At 73.5% G+C, this 25,640-nt stretch carries 16 protein-coding genes and 4 pseudogenes; 12 read left to right on the top strand and 8 right to left on the bottom strand.

Annotation, left to right across the window (positions count from 1 at the left end):
- Nucleotides 1-232: 232 nt before the first annotated feature.
- Entirely contained in the window at nucleotides 233-1,543 is a 1,311-nt protein-coding gene (locus JO379_RS20570) for a helix-turn-helix domain-containing protein (protein WP_242626278.1), read from the top strand.
- A 58-nt stretch (nucleotides 1,544-1,601) separates the two neighbouring features.
- Here the strand turns inward: JO379_RS20570 and JO379_RS20565 are convergent, their stop codons facing one another.
- Nucleotides 1,602-2,435, bottom strand: a complete 834-nt coding sequence (locus tag JO379_RS20565; RefSeq protein ID WP_209516271.1) for a DUF4344 domain-containing metallopeptidase — start codon at nucleotides 2,433-2,435, stop codon at nucleotides 1,602-1,604.
- A gap of 198 nt (nucleotides 2,436-2,633) precedes the next feature.
- On the opposite strand from JO379_RS20565, the gene JO379_RS20560 reads away from it, so the two are divergent.
- Together JO379_RS20560 and JO379_RS20555 are read left to right on the top strand one after the other, a co-directional pair.
- Nucleotides 2,634-3,320, top strand: coding sequence for a response regulator (locus JO379_RS20560; RefSeq protein WP_130879431.1), 687 nt, complete (start codon nucleotides 2,634-2,636; stop codon nucleotides 3,318-3,320).
- The gene (locus JO379_RS20555; protein ID WP_130879430.1) at nucleotides 3,317-4,486 is read left to right on the top strand and encodes a sensor histidine kinase; all 1,170 of its coding nucleotides are present in this window, start codon (nucleotides 3,317-3,319) and stop codon (nucleotides 4,484-4,486) included. Before JO379_RS20560 ends, JO379_RS20555 begins: the two co-directional genes overlap by 4 nt.
- Nucleotides 4,487-4,582: 96 nt before the next feature.
- On the opposite strand, the gene JO379_RS20550 is transcribed toward JO379_RS20555, so the two are convergent.
- A complete protein-coding gene (locus tag JO379_RS20550; protein WP_130879429.1) occupies nucleotides 4,583-4,957 on the bottom strand; it encodes an STAS domain-containing protein in 375 nt (124 codons plus the stop codon).
- Between the two features lie 430 nt (nucleotides 4,958-5,387).
- On the opposite strand from JO379_RS20550, the gene JO379_RS20545 reads away from it, so the two are divergent.
- From JO379_RS20545 to JO379_RS20535, 5 genes and pseudogenes are all read left to right on the top strand, one after another.
- On the top strand, nucleotides 5,388-5,960 hold the full coding sequence (locus tag JO379_RS20545) for a sigma-70 family RNA polymerase sigma factor (RefSeq protein ID WP_130879428.1): 573 nt from the start codon (nucleotides 5,388-5,390) through the stop codon (nucleotides 5,958-5,960).
- Nucleotides 5,961-5,995: 35 nt separating this feature from the next.
- A pseudogene (locus JO379_RS34310) lies at nucleotides 5,996-7,030 on the top strand (maleylpyruvate isomerase N-terminal domain-containing protein); the annotation flags it as partial.
- A pseudogene (locus JO379_RS33360) lies at nucleotides 6,999-7,688 on the top strand (hypothetical protein); the annotation flags it as partial. The pseudogenes JO379_RS34310 and JO379_RS33360, both read left to right, overlap by 32 nt.
- A gap of 524 nt (nucleotides 7,689-8,212) precedes the next feature.
- Entirely contained in the window at nucleotides 8,213-8,341 is a 129-nt protein-coding gene (locus JO379_RS33730; protein WP_278046334.1) for a hypothetical protein, read from the top strand.
- 69 nt (nucleotides 8,342-8,410) lie between these two features.
- A complete protein-coding gene (locus JO379_RS20535) occupies nucleotides 8,411-9,577 on the top strand; it encodes a helix-turn-helix domain-containing protein (RefSeq protein WP_209516268.1) in 1,167 nt (388 codons plus the stop codon).
- A 15-nt stretch (nucleotides 9,578-9,592) separates the two neighbouring features.
- Here the strand turns inward: JO379_RS20535 and purU are convergent, their stop codons facing one another.
- Both purU and JO379_RS20525 read right to left on the bottom strand, forming a co-directional pair.
- A complete protein-coding gene (purU, locus tag JO379_RS20530) occupies nucleotides 9,593-10,477 on the bottom strand; it encodes a formyltetrahydrofolate deformylase (RefSeq protein WP_130879426.1) in 885 nt (294 codons plus the stop codon).
- 102 nt (nucleotides 10,478-10,579) lie between these two features.
- Nucleotides 10,580-11,098 (bottom strand): SCO4402 family protein, encoded by a 519-nt coding sequence (locus JO379_RS20525; RefSeq protein WP_130879425.1) that lies wholly within the window; start codon nucleotides 11,096-11,098, stop codon nucleotides 10,580-10,582.
- Nucleotides 11,099-11,196: 98 nt separating this feature from the next.
- On the opposite strand from JO379_RS20525, the gene JO379_RS20520 reads away from it, so the two are divergent.
- Entirely contained in the window at nucleotides 11,197-12,477 is a 1,281-nt protein-coding gene (locus tag JO379_RS20520; RefSeq protein WP_130879424.1) for an ABC transporter substrate-binding protein, read from the top strand.
- Nucleotides 12,478-12,489: 12 nt separating this feature from the next.
- Here the strand turns inward: JO379_RS20520 and JO379_RS20515 are convergent, their stop codons facing one another.
- The 4 genes and pseudogenes from JO379_RS20515 to JO379_RS34165 all read right to left on the bottom strand — a co-directional run.
- Complete coding sequence (locus JO379_RS20515) at nucleotides 12,490-14,385, bottom strand: hypothetical protein (protein ID WP_130879423.1); 1,896 nt, start codon at nucleotides 14,383-14,385, stop codon at nucleotides 12,490-12,492.
- Between the two features lie 143 nt (nucleotides 14,386-14,528).
- Nucleotides 14,529-15,716 (bottom strand): annotated as a pseudogene (locus JO379_RS34175) (geranylgeranyl reductase family protein); the annotation flags it as partial.
- A gap of 92 nt (nucleotides 15,717-15,808) precedes the next feature.
- Entirely contained in the window at nucleotides 15,809-17,365 is a 1,557-nt protein-coding gene (locus JO379_RS34170; protein WP_372449145.1) for an SDR family NAD(P)-dependent oxidoreductase, read from the bottom strand.
- A 1-nt stretch (nucleotide 17,366) separates the two neighbouring features.
- Nucleotides 17,367-22,304: pseudogene (locus JO379_RS34165) on the bottom strand (acyltransferase domain-containing protein); the annotation flags it as partial.
- Between the two features lie 415 nt (nucleotides 22,305-22,719).
- On the opposite strand from JO379_RS34165, the gene JO379_RS20505 reads away from it, so the two are divergent.
- From JO379_RS20505 to JO379_RS20495, 3 genes are all read left to right on the top strand, one after another.
- Nucleotides 22,720-23,598, top strand: coding sequence for an ABC transporter ATP-binding protein (locus JO379_RS20505; protein ID WP_242626206.1), 879 nt, complete (start codon nucleotides 22,720-22,722; stop codon nucleotides 23,596-23,598).
- Nucleotides 23,595-24,359 (top strand): ABC transporter permease, encoded by a 765-nt coding sequence (locus JO379_RS20500; protein ID WP_242626205.1) that lies wholly within the window; start codon nucleotides 23,595-23,597, stop codon nucleotides 24,357-24,359. The genes JO379_RS20505 and JO379_RS20500 overlap by 4 nt, the downstream gene beginning before the upstream one ends.
- A gap of 533 nt (nucleotides 24,360-24,892) precedes the next feature.
- Nucleotides 24,893-25,519: a CAP domain-containing protein gene (locus JO379_RS20495; protein WP_165451588.1), complete on the top strand. Its 627-nt coding sequence runs from the start codon at nucleotides 24,893-24,895 to the stop codon at nucleotides 25,517-25,519.
- The last annotated feature ends 121 nt before the right edge of the window (nucleotides 25,520-25,640 follow it).

Raw genomic sequence — 25,640 nt, 5'->3', positions numbered from 1 at the left:
CGGATCACCCCCGTACCCGTGGTATCTATCGAATCCGCCGGTCGGACCGTCCGCGCGGCAGCAGCCGCCTTCCCCAGGGCTTCCGGCATCATCCGTCCTCACGTCAACTCAAACAGATTTAACTCACGACTTAAGTCACGGCGTAACTTACCGAGGGGCACAAGTGGCCGAGAACAGCACCCACGGCATACGGGCCGACGAACCCGCCGACATCGGCCGACGCGTGCTCCGGATGCGCACCGAACGTGGTCTGACCCAGAAGCAGCTGGCCGAGCCCGCCTACACCGCCGCGTACGTCTCGACCCTGGAGGCCGGGAAGGTACGCCCCTCCGAGACCGCCCTGCGGCATCTCGCCGGGCGTCTCGGCATCACCCTGGAGGAGCTGGCCACCGGCCGTCCCCCGCACCTGGCCACCGAGCTGCGGCTGCGGCTGACCGACGCCCGGCGCGTCCTGGCCACCGGCGAGGCCGAGGACGCGGCCGTGCGCTACCGCGCCCTGCGCGAGGAGGCCGCCGGGCACTCCCTGGTGTCCGAGGAGGCCACCGCCGTGCAGGGGCTCGGCGACTGCGCCCTGGAGACCGGCGATCTCGTCGCCGCCCGGGACCACTTCGCCGAGGTCGAGCGGCTGCTGGCCGACGAGCCGCTGCCGCGCCGCGTCCCCGCCGTCCGCGGCCGCGCCACCGCCCATCTGCTCGCGGGCGAGCTGCGCTACGCCTGCTATCTGCTGGAGTCGACCGTCGACGAGCTGAACGCCGCCGGACTGCACGACCCCGACGCGCTGCTGCTCCTCTACACCGCCGTCATCGCCCCCTATATGGACATGGGGGCGCACGCGCGGGCGGCACACGCCGCCGAGCTGGCGCTCGCGCTCGCTCCGAAGGTGGACAACCCGGCGCTCATCGCGAGCATGCACCGCGGGGTCGCCCGCACCCTCATCGCCGAGGGCAGGATCGCCGAGGCCGACGCCTCGCTCGCCAAGGCCCAGGAGCTGTACCAACAGCTCCACATCCGCACCGAGCTGGCGCACTGCCACTGGATGCGCGGCTACGTCTACGCGCAGGACGGCGATCTGCGGAAGGCCGAGAGCGAGCTGCGCATCGCCCGCGACATGCTGGCCTCCAAGAAGGCCCCGCTGTTCACCGTGCAGGTCGAGGTGGAGCTGGCGGACGTGCTGCGGCGGCGCGGCAAGGCGGCCGAGGCGGAAGAACTGCTGCGCCCGCTGCTGGCGCCCTCGGCGCTGGGCGCCGAGCGCGGCGCGGTCCACGCGGGCGGCGCGCACCGGCTGCTGGGGCTGATCGCCGAGGAGCGCTCCGACACCGAGGCCGCCGAGGAGCACTACTGCGCCGCGCTGTCCCTGCTGGAGCGCACGGGCGCCGCGGGCGATCTCGCCGATCTGTGCCGGCTGCTGGGCGACCTGCTGCGGCGCACCGGCCGTACGGACGCCGCCCTGGACGCGTACCGCACCGGCCTCGGACACCGCGCGGCGCCGGGGACGACGACGCTGGGCCCCGCCCCCGCCGCGCCGCCGCTGTGGCGGCCCTGATTCCGGCGCCGGGCCTTCGATCCCGCGCCGCTGACCGGCCCTCCCCTCCAGAGGCCGGTCAGCGGTCGGTCTTGTACGGCGCGAGGAGGCTGCCCCAGCCGCGCCGCAGATCCTGGTACTCGTCGGCGCACAGCTCGGCGCGCTCCTTGGTGAGCAGCGTGCCGTCGACGAGTTTCGCGCTCTTCTTGGGCGCGGCGCCGTAGAGGTAGCAGCGGTAGTTGGCCGAGCGGGTGGCCTCCGGGGGGTGCTCGGCGGAGAAGTCGATCTCCTGGGGGTCGGTCTCGCGCGCGTACTGGGCGTAGTTGTCGGCGGCGGCCAGCACCGCGGCCCGGCCCTTGGCGCCCTGCGGGATCAGGCTGTACGCCGCGAACTGGTCGGCGACGTCCTCCTCGCGGCCGGTGGTCGCGAGGCGCAGCGTGTCCTTCAGGGCGTGCGCGGCCTCGTGGTAGAGCGTCTCGGTGATCACGCCCGCGGTGTGCTCGTCCGGGTCCGGGCTCCTGGCGTCCTCGAACATCGACCGGACCTCGCCGACGAAGTCGTAGCAGAGCTCGATGCGCCGGGTCTCCTGGTCGTAGGCGGGGACGTCGTCCTTCTCGTCGCAGGTCCGGCCGACGACATCGATGGTCCTGGGCAGCCGCAGGGTGTCGTTCAAGTGCTCGGCGACCCGCTCCGGCAGCCGCCGGTCCTTCAGGAACGACCGCTCGTCGGCGCCGCCGCGCCGGGGAGCCTCGTAGGACACGGACAGGCCGCCGCTTGTGGGGGACGCGGCGGCCTGAGACCGGGTACAGCCGCACGTGGCCGCCAGGGCGACGCAGACGCCGGTCGCGACGAGGGCGCGGGCGCGCCACGCGCGATCGGGCGTCCGGGGGTGAGCCCCGGCATGGTGCAGCATGGACACACTCTGCCGGTCGGGGTAACCGGAACGGAATCCCCCGTGGGTCCCGGGCGACCCCCGCCGATCGGCGGGGGTGTCCCCTCCCGCAGGGTGGAGCGCCTGGCTCCGCTTTCGCCCGGGCCGTACGGCAGGCTGGAGGGCGCCGGGGGCCGACAGGTGGCACCCGGCTTTTGAACAGGGAAGAGGGAGCGGCCCGTGATCCGTGTTGCGGTGGTGGACGACGAGCAGCTCGTCCGGTCCGGGCTCCGGATGATCCTGGGCACGGCCCAGGACATCGAGGTGGTCGCGGACTGCGGGGGCGGCGCTGCCGTGGACACCGTGCGCGGCTGCGCACCCGACGTGGTGCTGCTCGACATCCGGATGCCGGACGTCGACGGGCTGACCGTCCTCCGCGCGCTCCGCCGCCTCCCGCACCCGCCCGCCGTCGCCATGCTCACCACCTTCGACGCCGACGAGTACCTCGCCGCGGCGCTGCGCGCCGGAGCCTCCGGGTTCCTGCTCAAGGACACCGACCCCGAGCAGCTCGTGCGGGCCGTGCGGACCCTCGCCGCCGGTGCCAGCGTGCTGGACCCGGGCGTCACCCGTGCGGTCATCGGCGGCTATCTCGCCGCCGAGGCCGAGACGACCGCCGCCTCGGCGGTCCAGGCGCTGACCCCCCGCGAGCGCGAGGTGCTGGCCCACCTCGGCGCGGGCCTCGCCAACCCCCAGATCGCCGAGCGCATGGGGCTGGCCCCCAGCACGGTCAAGGACCACGTCCGGGCCGTCCTCGGCAAACTCGGCGGCGTCAACCGCGTCCAGGCCGCCGTCGTCGCCGACCGCGCGGGTCTCGTCGCCACCCGCCGCCCCGCCGATGCCACCCCGCCGAACGGCGGCGCCCGATGAGCGTGACCCCCCGGCCCGCGCGCCGTTTCGCGGCCGTCCGGGCCGGCCGGCTGCCCGCGGCCCTGCCCGTCGTGGTGCCCGTGCTCTTCGCGGTCATGGACGCGCTGCTCGTCAACGGCACCGGGCTGGGGCTGGAGCTCGGGGTGTCGCTGCTCGCCGCGGTCGCGCTGCTGTGGCGCCGGCGGTTCCCGCTCACCGTCTTCGCGGCCACCCTGCCCGGCATCTACATCGGCTACATCTGGTTCGCCCCCATGGTCGCGCTCTACACGATCGCCGTCCGCCGGCCCGACCGGCGGCTGCTCGTCGTGTGCGGGGCGCTGCTGGCCACCGCGCACTTCCTGCCCTACCCGATCTCCGACCTGTCCTTCGACGACCGCCGCGAGACGGCCCTCTTCCTCGTCGACGCGCTCGTCACCGCGGCCACCCCCATCGCCGTCGGCCTGCTCACCCGTACCCGCCGCGAACTCGCCGCCCGCCTCGACGAGCTGACCCGCAGCCGCGCCCGCGAGGACCGGCTGCTGTCCGACCAGGTCCTCGCCACCGAGCGCGCCCGGCTCGCCCGCGAGATGCACGACGTCGTCGCCCACCAGGTCAGCCTCATCAGCCTGCAGGCCGGGGCCGTGCAGATCAGCACGGCCGACAACGAGGCCCGCGCCGGGGCCCGCACGATCCGCGAACTGTCCGTGCGCACCCTGGACGAGCTGCGCCACATGGTCGGCATCCTGCGCGCGGCGGGCGCCGACACCGAGGAGCTGACCCCCCAGCCGCGCCTGGCGGACCTGCCCCGGCTGATCGAGCTGAGCGCGCTGAACGTCGACTACGAGGACACCTCCGACCGCGGGGCCGAGCGCTCGGAGGCCGTGGAACGCGCCGCCTTCCGCACGGTGCAGGAGGCACTGACGAACGTGCGCAAGCACGCGCCCGGGGCGTGGGTGCGGGTCAGGGTCACCGAGGAGGCGGGACGGGGCCTGCGGGTCGAGATCCGCAACGGCCCGGCGGACGCGGCCGTACCGGCACCGGAACTGCCCGGCGGGGGCCACGGTCTGGTCGGGCTGCGGGAGCGGGCGCAGAGCCTGGGCGGGACGCTGACCGCGCACGGGACGGACGACGGCGGCTTCCTCGTACGGGCGGAATTCCCCTCGGCGGAGTTTCCCTCGGCGGGGTGACACCGGCCCGCCCGGCGCTCGAGGACACGCGCCCGCGGGGCGCTCGCCGCCGCGGGCGGCAACGACGGGCGCGCGGCGAGGATCCGCCTGCCGGGCCTACGCCGACAGCGGGTTCGCCCGTTCGTCGGTCGCGCTGTCCAGGTCGGGGAAGACCTCGAAGAGGCGGCGCACCCCGAGCGCGCCCAGCACGCGGTTGACGTGCGAGCCGTCCACCGCGCCCTGCGCGGGCAGGATCAGCCGCAGCCGCCCCTGGCAGGACCGCATCAGCCGCCGGGCGGCGATCAGCACGCCCACACCGCTGGAGTCGCAGAAGCGGACCTCACCGAGGTCGAGCACCAGGGAACGCCGCCCCTCGGCCACCGCGTCGTGCACATGCTGCCGGACCGCCGGCGAGGTCACGAGGTCCATCTCTCCGGAGACCCGGAGCACGGCCCAGTCGCCCCGCTCACCCTCCGTCACCTTCAGTGTCACGTGCCCGCAGCCCTTCACTCGGTCCCGCGCTCCCACGGACGTCTTCCTCGGTGGCCCCTGCCCGGCCGCTCCTGCGTGAAACACCACCTGGCATACGCCGACCGCCAAGGAGCCTATGCCCGGTCCGAAGCCGCCTCGCCCACAGATCCGGTCACACCCGCATAACACATCGGCACATTCGCGCACGTACGATCTGTACCGATCGGCGAAACATGCACAAAGTGAACGTACCCATATCATCCATGGCCGTTCCCGGACGGTGATTTGCCGCAAAGGCGACTGCGCCATCGGGCCCGGCCACTACATTCGACGAGTATGTGACGGTGGGCACAAGCAGTTTTGGGCAGCAGTACGACGTACGCGCGTACGGACACGTGAGTGAGGCGCCACCGGGGGCCACCTGCGTGGCGGTGCGCACGGAGGGGGCCGCATGACGAACGACGCACCACCCCGGTGGGACCGGAAGATGCAGCAGCGCCTCGCGAGCGGCGAGGCCGCCGCGCTCGGTGAGCTGTACGACCGCTTCGCCTCCCTCGTGCACGGCCTCGCCCACCGTGTCCTCGGTGACGAGGCGGGCGCCGACCGCGTCACCCGCGAGGTGTTCGGCTACGTCTGGGAGCACCCCGACGCCTACGACCCCAAGCAGGGCCCCTTGCGCTCCTGGATCGCGACGGTCACCCACCGGCAGGCCGTCAGCAGGCTGCGCCAGTCGGAGAGCGAACGGGAGAGCGCGCCCGAGGAGATCGAGGAGAAGGTCCGCGCCGCGTCCGCCGCCGCCCGCGCCGACTACATCGTCACGTCCATGCCCGCCCCGCTGCGCGCCGCCCTCGACCTCGCCTACATCCGCCGCCTCGACTACCGCAGGGCCGCCGCCGACCTCGGCGTCACCGAGGACGAGGCCCGCCGCCGGCTCCGCCTCGGCCTGCAACTGCTCTCCACGGCCCACCCCGGTCCCCGCGCGATGACGCCGCCCGCCGGCGGAAGCGGGAGGGCCGGCCGGTGAGCGGCACGAACGACCCCGCGGACCCCGGCCGCCGGCTGCCGGACGGCGGGAGCGGCCATCCGGGCAGCCCGCCGCGCATACCCCCGCCCCGCTCACCCGCCGAGGACGCGCCGCGCTGGCCGTACGCACCGGACCCGGCACCGCGGCCGTCGTCGCCACCGTCGTCACCGTCGTCACCGCCGGCCTCTCCCCCGGCCTCGCCGAAGGCCGATCCCGAGCCTCCCCCGCCACCGGCGCCGCCGATGTCCCACGGGTTGCTGAAGTCCCTGCTCGGCGCCTGGGCGTTGGCCGCCTGTTCCGCCGAGGAGACGGCGGCGGTCGAAGCGCATCTGACGGACTGCGCGAGCTGCGCGGAGGAAGCCGTCCGGCTGCGCGACGCGGTCGCGCTGCTGCACCCCGAGGACAATCTCGACCTCGACCCCACCCTGCGCTCCCGCACCCTCGCCACCTGCCTGACCCGCCGCCCCGCCCGTATCCCGGTGCCCGACTGGGCCGCCCCCTACGACGCGGAGACCGCCCGCCTCGACGCCCTGCTCCGCGACATCGGCGAGGCGGAATGGCGGGCCCCGGTCCGGCTGGGCTGGTTCGACGGCCGGCGCCCGGCCGGGCGGGACACCACCGTGGCCGAGGTCATCGGCCATCTGATGGCCGTGGACGGCATCGTCGCGGACGCACTCGGGCTGCCCACCCGACGGGGCTGCGAGGGACCGGGGACACCGGCGGAACGCACGGAGGCGTTCTGGGCGTCGGCCGCCGCGGAACAGGAGCCCGGGGAAACGCGGGCCGCCTGGCGCTCCCAGGGCCACTCGCTGATCAGGACCGTGTCCTTCGCGGGCGGCGGCGCCGCCGAACTGGACGTCCCGTACGGCCCGTTCACCCTGCCGCTGCGGGATTCCTTCCTCGACCGCGCCTTCGAGTGCTGGGTGCACGCCGGGGACATCGCGGAGGCCGTCCACTACCCCTACGCCCCACCGGCGGCCGGCCACCTCCACCACATGATCGACCTCGCGGCCCGGCACCTGCCCGCCACGATCGCGCGTGGACGGCATCGTCGCGGACGCACTCGGGCTGCCCACCCGACGGGGCTGCGAGGGACCGGGGACACCGGCGGAACGCACGGAGGCGTTCTGGGCGTCGGCCGCCGCGGAACAGGAGCCCGGGGAAACGCGGGCCGCCTGGCGCTCCCAGGGCCACTCGCTGATCAGGACCGTGTCCTTCGCGGGCGGCGGCGCCGCCGAACTGGACGTCCCGTACGGCCCGTTCACCCTGCCGCTGCGGGATTCCTTCCTCGACCGCGCCTTCGAGTGCTGGGTGCACGCCGGGGACATCGCGGAGGCCGTCCACTACCCCTACGCCCCACCGGCGGCCGGCCACCTCCACCACATGATCGACCTCGCGGCCCGGCACCTGCCCGCCACGATCGCGCACCGCCGCCGCACGGGCCTCTCGGGCCCGCCCCGCACCCTGGTCGCGGCGGGCACCCCGGGCCGCACCCTCCACCTGGAGATCGAGGGCGACGGCGGCGGCCACTGGCACATCCCCCTCGACTCCCCCGCGGCCCTGCCCTCACCGGACGAGGAGGTCGCCCACGTCGCACTGGACGCCCTGGAGTTCTGTCGCCTCGCGGCGGGACACGTGCCGCCGGAGGAAGCGGCGGCGGGGCAGCTCGGTGACCGTGAGGCGATCCGGGATGTGCTGCGCGCCACGGCGTCGCTTTCGCGGTTGTGACGACGTCGGGTTCATGTGACGTGGGGCCCCGCATCCTCGGATGCGGGGCCCCACGGGGATGAGAGGCCCGCGGCAACGGGTGGCTCCCGAAAGCTGCGACAGACCGTCCGGACAGAACAGGTATCTGGACCGCAGTTCTTGAATGAGTTCTCCCACGCGGCCGGGCGTTGCAGGAAGGGTTGCAACACCCGGCGGACGGATCCGGACGCCCACTGAACAACCCCATGGCGCTGATCAGGCATGAGACCGACGCGGCCGCCGTTGTTCACTCGCCTTCCGGAAACTCGGCAACAATCCGCGTCATTCCTTGCTCCCTGACAAGGGAGGAAGTCCCGGAATCCAGGAAACAACGAGACCTCCGGAGCGACTGACTTCTCGCCACGCGAGCTGGGACAGTGAAGCTGTGTCCCGGGCGGCAAACCGTGACACGCCGTCAATGACCGTCTGGACAAAGGGAAGTGGTATCAGTGGCGATCGATACGCACACACTGTGCGTCAGTCTGCCGGGAGGCAGGACCCTCACAGTGCCGCCGGTTGTTCCGGTGCTGGTGGTCGTCGTCGTGCTTGTCGCACTCGGCTACGACGAGACCGCCGCGCTCGCGACCATTCTGGCCGCCGGTACGGCGGCACGCGAGCTCCAGCGCACGTCCTGACCCCTGTCGGCAATCCAGGGGGTGCCGCGACAACGCGGCACCCCCTGGACCACCCGCAGGGAGGCGGGAGTGGCACGCCCGGAAAACCCCATCGATCCCACGGCCCCGTACGCGACGTTCGCCCGGCAACTGCGGAAGCTGCGACAGTCCTCCGGATCCCCGACCTATACGACACTCGCCCGGCGGGCGAAGTACTCGGTGTCCGCGCTGTCCCAGGCAGCGGCGGGCCGGAAGCTCCCGAGCCTCGAACTCACCCTCGCCTATGCCACGGCCTGTGGTGGCGGCCGCGAGCACTGGACCGAGCAATGGCTCATCGCCCAGCACCCGACCGGTCCGGGTCCACTCGACGGCCCGGCGGCCGCCGAGGTGCGCCCGTGGTCGACCGAACCACCCGTCCCCGCCTTGGCCGGGACCCCTCAGGAGTTCATCGCCTGCCTGCGGGAACTCAAGCTCTGGGCGGGCAATCCGTCCCTGTCCCGGCTCGAGGCCGTAGCGTTCGGCAGGGGCTGCCGGCTGCCCCGCAGCACCATCGGTGACGCCCTGAGCCGCAGCCGCGCCTCGCTGCCGAACGCGTTCGTCGTCAGATCGCTCGTGCTCGCCTGTCTGACCGTCGCCCAACGACAGAGCCGCATCCACGCGGAGGAAACCCGTCCGGTGGCCGAGGAGTGGCAGGAGCACTGGCTCCGCGTGCACAGGAACTGTCAGCGACCCCCACGGCCCGTATCCGCGCCCGCCGCCTCGCGGGTCCTCGCCGAAACCGTGCAGACCGTCGTCCTGCCCCCGCGCCAGGATCACGCCCTGAACCCCATCGGCGAGGTACCGCACGAGCAGCGCCTGCTGGCCCAAGCACTGCGGGAACTCTTCGACAAGCTCGGCGTCTCCCTGAGACGATTCGCCGCGCGTCACCACGTGAACCCGAGCACCCTCTCCCGGTATCTCTCGGGCAGCCGCATCCCACCGCGGGATTTTCTCCGGGTGCTGGTGCGGGAGGCGTCGCTGTGCCGAGGCCAGGAGCCGGCGCCGGAGGCGCTGCGGCGCCTCCAGGCATTGCATCTGGCCGCCCTGCGTGCCCGGCCCACGCTGCCCGCGCCACTGCCGGAGGCCGACCGGTTGGACGAACTGCGCCAGGCCCTCGACGACGCCCATGCCCAGCTACGCCGGAGCATCGAGCTGGAGGCAGCGCTGAAGGCGCAGCTGCGGGAGCTCCAGGGCCCCCGCAGCCCGCAACCAGCCTGACCTCGCGGGACGCGACTACGCGAAAACGACCGTCCGCCGCCCGTTCAGCAGCACCCGGTGCTCGCTGTGCCACTTCACCGCGCGCGCCAGCGCCTGGCACTCCACGTCGCGGCCGATCGCGACGAGCTGGTCGGGCGTGACGCCGTGGGCGACGCGCTCGACCTCCTGCTCGATGATCGGGCCCTCGTCGAGGTCGGCGGTCACGTAGTGCGCCGTGGCGCCGATCAGCTTCACGCCGCGCGCGTGCGCCTGGTGGTAGGGCTTGGCGCCCTTGAAGCTCGGCAGGAAGGAGTGGTGGATGTTGATGATCCGGCCCGACAGCGCCTTGCACAGGTCGTCGGAGAGCACCTGCATGTAGCGGGCCAGCACGACCAGCTCGACGCCCTCGGCGCGGACCAGCTCCAGCAGCTCCGCCTCCGCCTGCGGCTTGTTCTCCTTCGTCACCGGGATGTGGCGGAAGGGGATGCCGTAGGAGCCGACCAGCTCGGCGAAGTCGGTGTGGTTGGAGACGACCGCCGCGATCTCGACCGGCAGGGCGCCGATCCGGGAGCGGAAGAGCAGGTCGTTGAGGCAGTGCCCGAACTTGGACACCATCAGCACGACGCGCATCTTCTCGTCGGAGCGGTGGATCTGCCAGTCCATGTGGAAGGTGTCGCCGATGGCCGCGAAGCTGGCCCGCAGCTTCTCCACCGTCACCGGCGGGTCCGCGGTGAAGTGGACCCGCATGAAGAAGAGCCCGGTGTCGTGGTCGCCGAACTGCTGGCTGTCCTCGATGTTGCAACCGGTCATGAAGAGGTAGCTGGACACCGCGTGCACGATGCCCTGCTTGTCCGGGCAGGAGAGGGTGAGGACGTACTGTTCGGGGGCCCCTTCGGAGGCGGGGAGCTGCGAGGCGTTCATAGCCCAATAGCGTCGCATACCCGCCGGGCCCATCGGACCGCCCGCCTCCGCGAGACCCGGGGCGAGGCCCGGAGTGAGCCCCCGAACCGGGCTCCGCGCGCGTCAGGCGATGCGGGTGAGCTGCGCCAGCACGTCGAGCGGGCGGGGCGGTACGTCCGGTTCGTCCCCGTCGTTCGCCGCCAGCCGGACGTGTGCCTCGCGGGCAGCCCGTACGGCCTCGGGCCAGGCGTGGTGCTCCAGGTACGCCGAGACGGGCGCGTCGGCACCGACCTGGTGCATGATCCGCAGCACCCGCAGAACGGCGACGTCGACGAGATTGGCCTCGGCCGGGTCCCGGAAGATCGTCCCTATGTACTTCTCCGCCGACCAGTTGTCCAGCCAGGTGTCCTCGACGAGCCGGTAGACGGCGTCGGTCACATCCCCGTACCCCGGGAGCCCGGTCAGCCAGCACTCCCGCTGGAAGACGGGGTCCGAGAGCATGTGCAGCGCGGAGCGCACGTTCACGCGCCAGCGCCACCACGGCATGTCATTGAGCGGCATGCCGTCCATGGTGGTCGAGCGGCGGCCGCGACGGGAAGACTTCTCCGAACCTTGCACAGCACTCGATCGTACGTTCCCCATCGGCCGTCCACATCAGGCCCCCGCAATTCACTCCGGCGTCACCCGTCGTTGCGCCGCGATCACACATCTGTTCCCCGGCGGCCGGGAGAGTGCGGGCCATGACCGGACGGCGTCGCCTGACCACCCGCCCCTTACGGACCACCGCGGTGTCCGCGGTGTGCGTGGCGGTGAGCGCGGCACTGCTCGCCGGTTGTGATGGGCTCCCCGGGGCCAGGGGGGACTCCGGGGACCCCATCACCGTCATGACCTGGGCCCCGGAGGGGACCCGCGCCACCAACATGCCGGGCATGCCCGCGATGGCCGCGGCGTTCGCCCGCTGGGTCAACGCGCGGGGCGGCATCCACGGCCGCGACCTCAAGGTCATCACCTGCAACGAGCGCAATGAGTCCGTCACCGCCTCGCGCTGCGCGCGGCGCGCCGTCGAGGAGGGGGTCGTCGCGGTCGTCGGCTCCTACAGCCAGCACGGCCGCGCGATGATGTCGCCCCTGGAGGCGTCCGGCACCCCCTTCATCGGCGGCTACGGCCTGACCGACGAGGAGCTGAGCAGCCCGCTCTCCTACCCGGTCAACGGTGGCCAGGCCGCCCTGCTCGCGGGCAACGGCCGCCAGTTGGCGGGCGTCTGCAAGCGCGTCGCCCTCGTGCGGCCCGACACGATCTCCGGCGACCAGCTGCCCGGGCTGCTCGACGCGGGGCTCGCCGCCGCGGGCCGGCCGCCGGCCACCGACCTGCGCGCGCCGGAGGACGCCACCGACTACGAGCGGACGAGCACGGAGGCCCTGAAGGCCGCGGGCACCGACGGCGGGGGCTGTGTCACCGCGGCGCTCGGCGAGCGGACGGACACGTTCTTCGATTCCTTCCGGCGGCAGCCGGAGGCCGGTGCGAAGGTGCGGATCGCGTCCGTGCTCGGCAGCGTCAAGCAGTCCCTCGTCGACAGCACCGGCGGTGCGAAGAGCCCGCTGGAGGGCGCGTTCGCCACCGGCTGGTACCCCGCCGCGGACGATCGCCGCTGGACGTCCATGCGCGAGGTCATCGACCGGCACGCCTTCGGCGACAACCGGGTCGACCCCGCCGACCCCGGCGTCCAGACCACATGGGTCGCCTACACCGCCCTGCGGTCGGTGCTCATGGCGCTGGACGCCGACGACATCAGCGCCCACTCCGTCCGGACCGCGCTCGACCGGGGGCACCGCGTCGGCACGGGCGGGCTCACGCCGCCGCTCTCCTGGCGCTACCAGGACCTGCTGGCCGTGCCGGACTACCCGCGGATCGTCAACGCGAACGTCACCTATCAGGTGGTGCGGGACGGCCGGCTCGTGGCCGTGCGCGAGGGGTTCACCGACGTCACCAGGACGCTGGAGCACCGCCGCAAGCACCCGTGATCCGGGTGCCGCTCAGAGCTGGGACCAGGTGTGCTGGCTCAGCCCGTACTTCTTCGCGATCGGGTTCCACAGGGCCGCCGCCTTCTTCTTCGCGGCGGTCGCGTCGCCGCTCGCCCGGTCGCCGGCGGCGCTCTCACGGGTCGGGCGGGCGTGGCCCTTGATGCACCCGCGCTTGCTGTCGACCTGCTTGGCCCACTTCGCGTAGTGGCTGTCCGCCGAGGCGGACGACTGCCAGGCCTTCTTCAGCTGCGCCGACAGCTCCGCGTGGTCGGGGAGCTTGTCGATCGGCGTCCGGTCGAGGCGGGTCACCAGGCCGTTGCGCTGGGTCGCGGCGGCGCGCAGATCACTCGCGGAGGAGTCGAGGTTCTTGCAGCTCTTCGTGGAGTCCACGGCCTTGATGACCGACTCCCGGCTGTTGTTGCTGTCCTTGAGCAGCGCGTCCAGCGCCTTCGCCTGCGCCAGCGCCGGGTCGGCGGACGGGGACGGCGGCGGGCTCGTCTTCTTGTCGTCGTCCTTCGCCGGCTCGCTGGGGGCCGTGCTCGCGGAGGTGTTCTGCTTGTCGCTGTTGTCCTCGCCGCCTCCGCCGCTGAGCAGCGCGCCCGCGCCGAGGCCGGCGATCGCGCAGACCGCCACGACCGCGCCGATCAGGACGGCCGGGGACTTCTTGCGCCGGGCCGGCGGCTCGTACGGGTCGTACGGCTCGGGGGTGTGGGGCGCCCGCCGGCCGGGGCCGCCGGGGCCCTGGTGGGACGGCGCGGGCCCGTGGCCGGGCGGCGGTGTCTGCTTGCGGATGGGCGCCTGGACGGGCGGCAGTTGCGCCGTCGGCTCGGCCGCGCGGAAGAGCCCGTCGAACTCGGCCGGCGGCGGCCGCTCCGCCTGCCCCGGCCGCATCGCGAAGACCGGCGGGCCACCGGCGGCGGGCTCCTCGGGCCTGGCGGCCGGTGCCGGGGACTGCGCGGAAACGGGCGGCAGATGACGGGTGGCTTCGGCGTCCCCCGGGGCGGCCGGCTGCGGGGACAGCAACTGCGTGGCCTCGGCGGCCGATTCGGCCGCGTGCCGCCCGTAGGACTGATCGGCCCGGTCGGCGCCCGCTGGACCGGGGATGCCGGTGCCGGACGTGCCGCCGGGTATGCCGTCGGATATCCCGCCGACCGGCGGCAGGTACTGGGTCGCCTCGGACGGCGAGTCGGGCGAGCCTCCCGGCTCCAGGTACTCGGGGGTCACGGCCGACGGATCGGCCGCCCCGCGCGCGAAGGACGCGGTCGGCGTGGACGTGCCGGGCAGGGAGCCGGTGCCCATGGACGGCAGGTACTGCGTCGCCTCGGACACCGAGTCACCGGCACCGGGTGCGGGGCCGCTGGCGGCCACCGGCGGCAGGTACTGCGTGGCCTCGGACACCGGGTCGGAGGCCGGCTGCGCGAAAGGCGCGGGCGGGACCGGGGCGCCGGGGATGGGGCTGTTGCCCACGGGCGGCAGGTACTGCGTCGCCTCGGACGCCGAATCACCCCCGGGCATCGGGCCCGGCGGGACGGGCGGCAGGTACTGGGTGGCCTCGGAGCCCCCCTGACCGGGCGGGGTGCCCGGCGCGTGCGCGGGCGGCGGCGGCACGCTCACAAAGGCCTCGGTGATCTGCGTGACCGGCATGGGCGGCTGAACCGGCGGGGTCTGAGGTGCCGCCTGAGGTGCCTGCGGCGCGTGCTGAGGACGCTCCGGGGGCAGCGGCGCGCGCTGCCCCTCGGCACTCCAGGGCTCGCCCCAGGACTGGTCCGATGCCGCGTCCCGCTCCCGGTCGGCCGACCACGGCGCGCCGTGGCTCCTGCGTGAGGGCAGCACGACGCCCTCGTGCACGGGCTGCGCGGGCGGGGCCGCAGGGAACTGCGGCTCGTCCCCCTGTCCGCTCTGCGTCACCGGGACTCCTCAAGCTGTACGGGACTGACTCGAACCGGCGGCTCACGCTACCGGTTCGCACTGGCGGTCGGCCATGCACCGCCCGCCCAGCCCCGTACGACGCTCCTGTCACCCGGTCCGGTTCCGCGCCGCACCCCGCCCGTTCAGTGGGCGGGTTCCGTCGGTGCGGGCAGCGCGGACGCCTTCGTGTGCTGGGCGGGCAGCCGGGTGCCCAGTGCGGCGGCGGCGCGCCCGAGCGGCGAAGTCATGATCCCCGCGACGCTGGTACGGCCGGCGATGTAGGCGTCGAGCCGGCGCCACGCCGGGGGCAGACGGGTCAGAGCCGTGTGGACGAGGCCCGGGTTGCGGACGAAGACGTTCATCAGCGAGGCGCTGGCGCGCATTTCGACGCCGAGGATGTCATCGACCTGCTGCCGGTAACGGTCGGTGGCGGTGGCCGCTTCCTGCGCACCGGCGGCGGTGACGATGCGTGCGGCGGTGCGGCCCGCGAGGTCACCCGAGCGCAGGGCGTAGGAGATGCCCTCGCGGGACCAGTGGTCGACGAGGGCCGCGGCGTCACCGGCGACCAGGACGCGCCCGCGGGCCAGCGGCGAGTCGGGGTGGCGGCACCGGGTCAGATGACCGGTGTCGTGGAGGGGGCGGGGCGTGAGCAGCCCGTGCCGGGCCAGGAAGTCGTCCTTGTAGGCGCGCAGGGCGGCGGGGTTGCCGCGGGCGGCCACGACTCCGGCGGTGCAGACGTCCCCCTTGGGGAAGACCCAGCCGAAGGAGCCCGGCAGCGGCCCCCATTCCATCAGGACCCGGCCGCGCCACCGGTCGGCCGTGCGGGCGTCGACCGGCGTCTCGACCTCCAGTGCGAGGTCGACCTGCGCGCACCGCACTCCCACGTACCGGGCGACTCTGCTGGCGCTGCCGTCGGCGCCGATGACGACGCGGGCGCGCAGGGCCTCGCCGCGGTTGGTGCGCACGGTGACGGTGTCGCCCTCCTGCTCCAGGGCGGTCAGCGCGGTGCTGTCGCGGACGGTGGCGCCCGCGACGGCGGCGGCGTCGGCCAGTGCCGCGTCGAGTTCGCTGCGGTAGACCAGGGTGCAGGTCGGGGTCCGGGAGGCGAGGGTGCGTTCCCTGCGGCCGTTGAGAGCGAAGGTGAACTCCCCGGCCGTGTCGTAGACCTTCAGGGGCAGGCCGGGCGGCAGGGCGGCCAGCGACGCTCCAATGAGGCCGCCGCCGCAGGTCTTGTACCGGGGGATGGCGGCGCGCTCCAGCAGCAGCGTCTCGCAGCCGTGTTCGGCGGCGATCCGGGCGGCGGTGGTGCCGGCCGGACCGGCACCCACGACGATCACGTCCCAGGTACCGGGCGTGCGGATGGGAGCGGAAGGAGGTGGCATGAGGTGGTCACCTAGAGGTCGGGGAGGGCGGGTGGTGTCCGTCAGCTGACGGCGGGTGAGGTGGCCGCGGTGTCCGGCTCGGCGGGCGCGCCGTCCTGTTCCCGCGTGGCCTGCCCGGGGTCCAGCCGGGCCAGGAGGTAGCGGGTGAGCGCGGCGGCGGTCGGGTGGGTCCACATCACCGTGGTGGGGATGTCCAGGGCCAGTTCGCGCTGGAGGCGGTTGCGCAGGGCGATGGCCATGAGGGAGTCCAGGCCGAGCGTGACCAGGGACGTGTTGGCGTCGAACCGGTCGGTGCCCAGCCGCAGGACGGCGGCGATGTGCCCGACGACCTCGGATTGCAGCAGTTGCTGACGCAGTTGGGGGCTGTCGGCCTCCCGCAGGGACTCCAGCAGGGCGCTGCGGGTGCCGGTGGGGTGCGCGCCCGTGGCCGAGGCGGTCAGCTCGGCGAAGAAGGCGGTGCGGGCGGTGGCGGGGTAGGACTCCAGCCACCGGGACAGGTCGGCGGGCGTGTAGGCGGTGCGGTCGCGGTCGTGGGAGAGGAGGCGTTCCAGGGCGGCGATGCCCTCCGCGGGATCGATCATGGTGTAGCCGCGTTCCGCCATGCCGACGCCGCGGCCGACCTCCGCCCACGGCCCCCAGTTGATGCCGGTGGCCGGCAGGCCCTGGGCGCGGCGCCAGGAAGTGAACTCGTCCAGCCAGGCGTTGGCGGCCGCGTAGGCGCCCTGTCCGGGGTTGCCCAGCAGGGACGCGGCGGAGGAGAAGGTGACCCACCAGTCCAGGTCCTGGCCGTCGACGGCCCGGTGCAGCAGCCAGGCGCCCGTCACCTTGGGCCGCCAGACCTTCTCCAGGAGGGCGGCGGAGAGATGGGCGACGGTGGCGTCCTCGACCACGGCCGCGGCGTGGACGACACCGCGCAGCGGGTGGCCCGTACCGAGCGCGGCACGCACGAGGGCGTCGGCGGCGCCCGGCTCGGCGAGGTCCGCGTTGACGATCTCGACGCGGGTGCCGAAGTCGGCGGTGAGGGCGTCGAGGGCGGCACGGGCGGCCGCGGTGGGGGCGCTGCGGGAGGTGAGCACGACGGCTCCGGCGCCCCGTTCGGCCAGCCACCGGGCGACCAGCAGCCCCAGCCCGCCGAGCCCGCCGGTGACCAGGTAACTCGCGTCGGGCCGGACGACGGCGGCGTCCTCGGGCCGTACGGGCAGGGTGTCGGTGCCCTGGGTGGGCCAGGTGAGGACGAGTTTGCCCGTGTGCCGGGCGGAGGCCATGGTGTGGAAGGCCGATGCCGCCTCGGTGACGGGGTGCTCGGTGACGGGCAGCGGGGGCAGGGTGCCGTCCGCGAGCATGCCGGTGAGTTCGCGGTAGCCCTCGGCGAGCAGTTCCGGGTCCTGCCGCATCATCATCAGCACGTCGACGCCGGCGAAGGTGACGTTGCGGCGGAAGGGCAGCAGCCCCAGCCGGGTGTTGGCGTAGATGTCCCGCTTGCCGAGTTCGATGAACCGGCCCCGGTGGGCCAGCAGGCCGAGCCCGGCGGACTGCGCCGGACCGGGGAGCGAGTTGAGGACGACGTCGACGCCGCGGCCCCCGGTGAGGTCGCGCACGCACCTGGTCGGCGAAGTCCAGGGTGCGCGAGTCCATGACGTGGCGGACGCCCAGGCCGCGCAGGTACGCCCGCTTGGCCTCGCTGCCCGCGGTGGCCCAGACCTCCGCGCCGCACGCCCGGGCGAGGTACAGGGCGGCCAGACCGGTGCCGCCGCTCGCCGAGTGGATGAGCACCTTCTCCCCCGGCCGGAGCCGGGCCAGGTGCCGCAGGGCGTACCAGGCGGTCAGGTAGGCGCACGGCAGGGCGGCGGCGTCCTGCGTACGCATCCCGTCCGGCACCGGCAGCAGGCAGTCGGCGCGGACGGTCACGAAGGAGGACATGACGGCGGTCTGCCCCTCTTCCACGAACATCGCCGCCACGCGGTCCCCCGCCCGCACGTCCCGGACGCCCTCCCCGACGGTGGTGACGACGCCCGCGCCGTCGAACGCGCCGGCGCCCGGCTGCTCGTCACCGGTGCTGAAGCGCTGGTAGACGCCCATGGCCTGGAGCACGTTGATGAAGTTGACGCTGGTGGCGTCGAGGCGGACCTCGACCTCGCCCGGCCCCGGCCGACGGCGGGACTGGGCGACCAGCTCGAAGGAGTCCAGGTCGCCGGCGTGCGCGAGGTGCAGGGCGACCCGGTCGCGCCCGCGGTCGACGGTGACCCGGCGGCGCTCCTGCTGGTCCAGTGGTGTGTTGCGCAGCCGCGCCAGGTGCCGCGTCCCGTGCCGGTAGGCGACTTCGTCCTCCTCGTCGGGGCAGGACAGCAGCTCGGCGGCCACGTCCTCGACCGGCGTGGGCCGGTCGGTGTCCAGGACGCCGGGGCGCAGTTCGGGGTGCTCGTAGCTCAGCACCCGCATGAGCCCCCGCAGTCCGGCCTGCGCGAGGTCCGGCCCGTCCCCGGGCGTGACCTGCTGGGCGGTGCCGGTGACGGTCCACAGGCGCGGCCCCGCCGCGCCGTCCGCGGCCGCCGCCAGGGCGCGGGCCACCTCCACCAGGCGGGCGACGTGCTGCCGCGCCTGCCGGTCGGGGGACGCGCTGTCGCGTGCCGTGCCGGACGCCGGCAGGTACACCACGGCCTGCGGCGCCGGGCCGCCGTCCTCGGACGGTGTCAGCGGTACGCCGGTCCCCTCCGGGGAGAGTACGCGGATGTCCACCGTGGCGCCCCGCTGCTCCAGGGCCTCGCCCAGTGCGGCCGCGTACGCCTCCCTTCCGGGTTCCGCCAGGAGGGTCCACGGCCCGCTCGCCGTTTGCGTCGCGGGGCGTTCGCAGGGTTCCCAGGCCGCGTGGAGCAGACGGCGGTCGAAGCGCTCCTCCGCGGTTTCGGCGGGGACGTGGCGGAACTCCACCCCGGTGGCGTCCGCGGCCACGGCACCGTCGTCGGTCCACAGCCGGAAGTCCGCCGTCCAGCGGTCGTCGTCCACCGACTGGAGGGTGACCAGGCAGTACCCGCTGAGCGGGACCGTGCCGTACAGCCGCAGCGACTCGATGCGCCGCGGCAGGATCCCCCCGGCGGGCACGGCGTCGGTGCGCAGCACGGCGCCCGCGACGGCCTGGAGGCAGATGTCCAGCGCGACCGGATGACAGTGGAGCGCCGGCGCCCCGGCCCGGCCCTCGTCGGGTACGCGCACCCGTGCCAGGAGGCGGCTGCCGGCCGGGGGCACGGGCTGCTGCGGTGCGCTGTCGGTGTACAGGGCCTGGAGGCCGAGGAACGGCGGGCCGTGGTGCACGCCGCGCTCCTCGCGCATCTGCCGGTAGACGTCCGAGGCGTCCACGGCGTGCGGGAACCGGGCCAGCAGCCGCTGCGGGTCGCAGCCCTCGGGGAGGGGCTCTTCCGCCGGCGTGCGGTGCAGGCACGCCTGTGCGTGCGAAACGGACGTGCCGTCGGCCGCCGCGCTGACCACCCGCCAGCGGGCGGCGTCCGGGCCGGCCGCCTCGGCGGTGGCGGTGACGGACGTGCCGTCGGCCGCCGGCAGCAGCAGCCGGTGCAGGTCGATGCCGGTGAGGCGCACCCGCTCCGGCCCCGTGGCGTAGAGGTCGGTGGCCGCGGCGACGGCCATCTCGCACAGGGCGGCGCCGGGCACCACGACCACGTCGTCGACGCGGTGCCCGGCCAGCCAGGGCAGCGTCTCGGGGGTGATGCTGGTCTGCCACAGATGCCGTCCTTCACCGTCGGGATCGGCGGTGTGCGGTCCGGTGAGCGGGTGCTGGGCGGGGGACGCGTGGGCCCCGGCCGACTCCCGCAGGGGGGAGGGGTCGACGACGTACCGGGTGCGCTCCCAGGTGGTCGGCGGGACGTCGGCCAGCGAGCCGTCGTGGTAGCGGTCGGCCCAGTCCAGCGGGTGGCCGGCGCAGTGCAGGGCCGCCACGTGGGTGTGGAACGCCAGCGTGTCGTCGGTGTCGCGCAGCAGGGTGGGCACGACCGCGGTGTCGGTGTGGCCGTGCGCGGCGAGCGTGGCCTGCACCGGATGGGCCAGCACCGGGTGGGGGCCGATCTCCACGAACAGCCGGTGCCCGTCCTCGGCCGCGGCCCGTACCGCGTCGGCGAAGCGCACCACGCGGCGGAGGTTGTCCGACCAGTAGGCGGCGTCGAAGAGGGTGTGCTCGCGCGGGTCGTCGGTGACGGTGCTGTAGAAGGCCGTCGCCGGTGATCCGCCGGTGACGTCGGCGAGCGCGTCGGCGAGGTCGGACAGGATGGGGTCCATGTGGGCGGTGTGCGAAGCGACGTCCACCTCGATCACGCGGATGCCCACACCGCCCGCGTCCCACTCCCGGGCGAGACGGCGGACGCGGTCGGCGTCGCCGCCGATGACGGTGTTCTCCGGGGACGCGACGACCGCGACGGTCACCCCCCGCACGTCCTGTTCCGCCAGCAGCCGTTCGACCTCGGCACGTCCCAGGGCGACCGAGGCCATCAGGCCCTGCCCGGCGGTCCGCAGGATCAGACGCGACCGCCGGCAGATGACCCGTGCGCCGTCCCGCACGCTCAGCGCGCCCGATGCCACCGCGGCGGCCACCTCCCCCATGGAGTGGCCGATCACGGCCGCCGGCTCGACGCCGTGGGAGCGCCACATCGCGGCCAGACCCAACTGGATGGCGAAGATCACCGGCTGGACCCGGTCGAACCCGGTCACCACCTCGGGCCGGCCCAGGGTCTCCCGCAGGGAGAAGCCGGACTCCTCGGCGACCAGGGGTTCGAGTTCGTCGATGACGCGTGTGAACTCCTCGTCGCGGTCGAGCAGTTGCCGGCACATTCCCGCCCATTGCGAGCCGTGTCCCGAGAAGACCCACACCACGCCCTGCCCGGCGTCCGGCACCGCCCTGCCGGTCGCAGCTCCGGCGCCCGGCACGGTCCCGTCGGCCAGCTGTTCGAGCCGTGTCACCAGCTCCGGGCGGTCCAGGGCGACGACAGCGGCACGTTCCCGGGCGGGCGAGCGCCGCACGGCCAGCGTGTGCGCCACATCGGCCAGCGGGACCTGCGACCCTTCTCCCCGCAGCCAGCGGGCCAGTCGGGCGGCCGAGGACCGCAGCGCCACGGGCGTGCCGGCCGACAGCGGGAACACACGCGGCACTTCGTCGCCCCCGGCCGTGGGCAGGCCGCCCTGCGGCAGCGGACGGGCGGCACGCCGGGCGGGCGGAAGGGCGGGAGGCTGTTCGAGGACGACATGGGCGTTGGTGCCGCTGATGCCGAAGGAGGACACCGCGGCCAGCCGGGTGCCGCCCCGCACCGGCCACTCGGTGGTGTCGGTGGGCACGAAGAGCCGGGTGCCACTGGGGTCGATCTGCGGATTCCAGTCGTTGAAGTGCAGGCTGGCCGGCACCAGGCCGTGCCGCAGGGAGGCGATGGCCTTCAGCAGACCCGCCACACCCGACACCGGTTCGGTGTGGCCGATGTTGGTCTTCACCGAACCCAGCGCGCACCGGTCCCGGCCCTTGCCGTAGACCGCGGCCAGGGCGGCGAACTCGATGGGGTCGCCCACCGCCGTGCCCGGGCCGTGCGCCTCCACCATGCCGACGTCACCCGCCTCGACGCCGGCCCGCTCCAGCGCCAGGCGGTAGAGGTCGATCTGCGCGGGCTCCGAGGGCGCGCTCAGCCGCGTGCCCCGGCCGTTCTGGTTGACCGCCGTGCCGCGCAGTACCGCCAGCACCCGGTCCCCGTCCCGCATCGCGTCCGTCAGACGCTTGAGCACGACCACGCCGCAGCCCTCCCCGCGGACATATCCGTCGGCGGCGGCGTCGAAGGCGTGGCAGCGGCCGGTGGGGGAGAAAACGCCCCACAACGCGGGGGCGATGACCCCCTCGGGTCCCAGAGTCAGCATGGCCGCCCCGGCCAGGGCGACGTCCGTCTCCCCGGTCCGCAGGCTCTGGCAGGCGGTGTGCACGGCGACCAGTCCGGAGGCGCAAGCGCTCTCCATGACGACCTGAGGACCCTTCAGGTCGAGCATGAACCCCACCCGGCCGGGGCCGATGCTGTCGAAGCCGGTGTACATCGCGTAGGCGTTGACGTCTTCCAACGGCCGCTGCACGCGCAGCATGTAGTCCTTCTGGTAGATCCCGAAGAACATGCCCGTCGGTGTGCCCGACAGCCGTTGGGCCGGGATTCCGGCGTGCTCGACGGCCTCCCAGACCACCTCGGACAGCAACCGGTGCTCCGGGTCCACCCACGGCGCTTCCTGGGCGTTGATCCCGAAGAACTCCGGCTCGTAGGCGTAGACGTCGTCATCGAGGAAGCAGCCGTAGCGCAGCCGGGCCGCCACCCGGTCGGGCAGCCCGGCCAGCTCCGCCTGCTCCCACCGATCGGCGGGCACCTCCCGCACGGTGTCGCGGCGGGCCATCAGCAACCGCCACAACGAGGTGAGGGACCTGACCTCACCGGGAAAGCGGCAGGCGGCTCCTACGATCGCGACCGGTTCGTCCTGCCCCGCCCCGAGCCCCTCGATGCCGGGTTCTGCGTGCATGCGCTGTCCGTCCTTCACCACGAGCAAGCCGGGAGGCGGCAGGCCGCCGGCCCGCCCTCCGTCGTGCCTTCTGTTCGATCTTGAGAGGTACCGGACTATTTCGGCATATGCATGTGTAAATCCTGTGGAGGCAAGACGTGCGGACGGTCGCGTGTCGAGGACCTCGCATGCACCCGCGCACCGGAATCAGTCACTTGGGCGGGTTCTTAGCGGATCATCACCGTCCGGGCTCGCCCGGCCGCGCGACGCACACGAGGGTTGCGACCGCGACGACCAGGATGTCCTGATGCGTGACTTTTGCCCACTCGGGGGTGTTGTCTGGAAGCGACGGCCGTCATGCGCCCGCATGTTCATCCCGCGTCAGGGCCGCCGCCGTCCGCGGGTGGACTCTCCCGAGTGACATGAAGGTGGGGACGTGCAGCACCACGAGCACCACGCGGCACTCCCGGGCGATCTGCCCGCCGTGGCCGCTTACGGCCTGCAGGTGCAACGCGCGGGCCACACGCTGCTGGACCGCATCACCTTCACGGTGCCCCGCGGCGTGATCGTCGGGTTGCTGGGGCCCAGCGGCTGCGGCAAGACGACGCTGCTGCGCTCCATCGTGGGCGTCCAGAAGCCCACCGGCGGCCATATCCAGGTCCTCGGATACCCGGCCGGGGCGGCGCAGCTCGCCTCCCGCGTCGGTTACGTCACCCAGGCACCGTCCGTCTACGCCGATCTGACGGTGCTGGAGAACCTGCGCTACTTCTCCGCCGCCCTCGGCATGCGCGGCTGGCTGCGCGAGGACGCCGTCGTGCGCGTGATCAAGGAGGTCGACCTGTCCTCCTACGCCGACAAGATGGTCGCCAGCCTGTCCGGCGGCCAGTACTCACGGGTGTCCCTCGCCGTGGCGCTGCTGAACAAGCCGGAGCTCCTGGTGATGGACGAACCGACGGTGGGCCTGGACCCGATGGTGCGCCGCGAGCTGTGGGCGGCCTTCCAGCGCCTGGCCGGCGAAGGCACGACACTCCTGATCTCCAGTCACGTCATGGACGAGGCCGACCGCTGCGACCGGCTGCTGCTGATGCGCTCGGGCCGCCTCCTGGCGAGCACGGGCCGGATGGAGCTGCTCCAGCACACGGGCTGCGCGGATGCCGAAGGCGCCTTCATGCACCTGGTCACCGCGGCCGCCCGGGCCGAGGAACACGCCCGCCGCCGCGCCGCGCAGTCCTCCCCGGACACGATCCCCGGGTTGTTCGGGCAGGGGGCCGGCGCCCCGCTGGAAGCGGACTTCTTCGTGGACGGCCGCCAGTGAGTGCCACCGCGCGACTGACCGAGCGGTTGCCGTTCTCGCCGACCATCACCCTCGCCACCGCGGTGCGCGTGCTCCAGCAGATCGCCCGCGACCGCGGGAGCACCGCCCTGCTGCTCGGCATCCCCTGCATGCTCATGCTGCTGCTCAAGCTGATGTTCGACGACGCGGAAGCCACCTTCGAGCGGGTCGGCCCCCGGGTCTTCGGCATCTTCCCGGTCATCGTCATGTACCTGGTCGCGTCCGTTTCCACGCTGAGGGAGCGCACCTCGGGCACCGCGGAGCGCCTGCTGACGATGCCGGTGCGACGCCTGGACCTCATCCTCGGCTACAGCCTCGCGTTCGCCCTGCTGGCTCTGCTGCAGGCCGTTCTGTCGACGCTGCTGTCCATCGGGCCGCTGGGCCTGGACATCGAGGGCCCACCGTATCTGCTCATGATCATCGCCATGCTGGGCGCCCTGCTGGGCCTGGCCCTGGGGCTGCTCGTCAGCGCCTTCGCCCGCAACGAATTCCAGGCCGTGCAGTTCCTCCCCGCCGGAGTCCTGCCCCAGTTCCTGGTGTGCGGGCTTTTCGTCCCGCGCGAGGACATGCAGGGGGCGCTGGCGGCCGCCGCCAAGCTGATGCCGATGACCTACGCGGTGCAGGCGGCCGGTGAAGCCGCCGACCACTCCGGTGTCACCGGAATCTTCATTCGGGACGCTTTCCTCATTCTGCTCTGCGTCGTGCTGGTCCTGATTGCCGCCGCCACCACCCTCAAGCGTTGAACTCGGCAGACCTTCCGCAGCCGGTAAGTGAGGGGGCCGTCGCGACGACGGCCCCCTCACTTACCGGCAGGGCATTCTCAGTGCGGCAAGTTCCAGGCGAAACCGCCGGACACGCTGCCGAAGCGGGGAACCTCGAACGGCCCGAAGTGCACCGGCGGCCCACCATGGTGATGCCTTTCGCCCCACTCGTGACCGTCGTTGGACGGTTCCGCGGAAGCAGCGGTGGCCAGGGCACCGCCGCTCAGGCCCAACATGAGAGCGGTCAGTGCCACAACGGCGGCACGGCGGATCAAGGACGCCATGGAAAAGCCTCCAAACAGAGGAAAGGACGGGAAACTCCGTCAGCCTCTCATTCCCGGAGTATGGGGTGGGCCATACACTCCGGAATTCCCCCGAACGCCCCGCTTCCCGAACGGCCGGGAAAGATCCGGCAGCTATATGCGCATTCTTTGATCATCACACTCTTCGCCGCCAACCGATTCCGTCAGGACTTTTCCCCCGCCTGGGCCGGCAGAAAGGAAAAGGAGAAATACGTGAAGCTGCGCATCGCAACGGTGACAGCGATCGCCCTCGCCGTCCTCCCCACCGTGGCCGTCGGCTCCCCGTCGACGCCTGCCGATCCCCCCGTACCGAGCCCGCCCCCCTACTACCAGGCGCCGCCCTGGCCACTGCCCCCGGCCCCCGGCGCCAAGCCCGTCCGCCCCGCGCCACCGCGGATCCACAGGCCGCGCACCGGCCGGCCCCACGCGGCCCACGGCAGCCGGACCGTGCGCGTGGCCTCCGCCCGTGTCCACACCCTCAAGGCCGTCAACGACCGCCGCCGCGCAGCCGGCTGCCCGCCCGTACGCCTGCGGCGCGCGCTCAACCGGGCCGCCCAGCGCCACAGCGTCAGCATGGCCCGGCAGCACCGCCTCAGCCACAGCGAACCGGGCGGCAGCAGCCCGGCCCGCCGCATGCGTGCCGCCGGCTACCACCCCCGGTACGCCGCGGAGAACCTCAGCTCCGGGCACACCACCGCCCGGGAGGCCGTCGACGCCTGGATGCACAGCCCACGGCATCGCGACGTCATCCTCACCTGCCGCTACGCCCACGCCGGCGTGGGCGTAGCGGCAGGTGAGGGCGGCCCTTGGTGGACGCTCCTGCTGGGCAACGGCCACTGACCGCTCCCGCGCAGGTCGATGCCGGGCCCGCCGGTCACGTCCCCACGGCACCAGGCCCTCCCCGTGCCGGTGCCATGGGTCGTGACTCCCCTCCGATCGGCGGCGCCCGTACGACCGGGCA

Origin of the sequence: Streptomyces syringium (genome assembly GCF_017876625.1) — a bacterium.
Taxonomy (GTDB): domain Bacteria; phylum Actinomycetota; class Actinomycetes; order Streptomycetales; family Streptomycetaceae; genus Streptomyces; species Streptomyces syringius.
The sequence above is the reverse complement of the archived record's forward strand: the minus strand, read 5'-3'. Positions and strand labels throughout refer to the sequence as shown.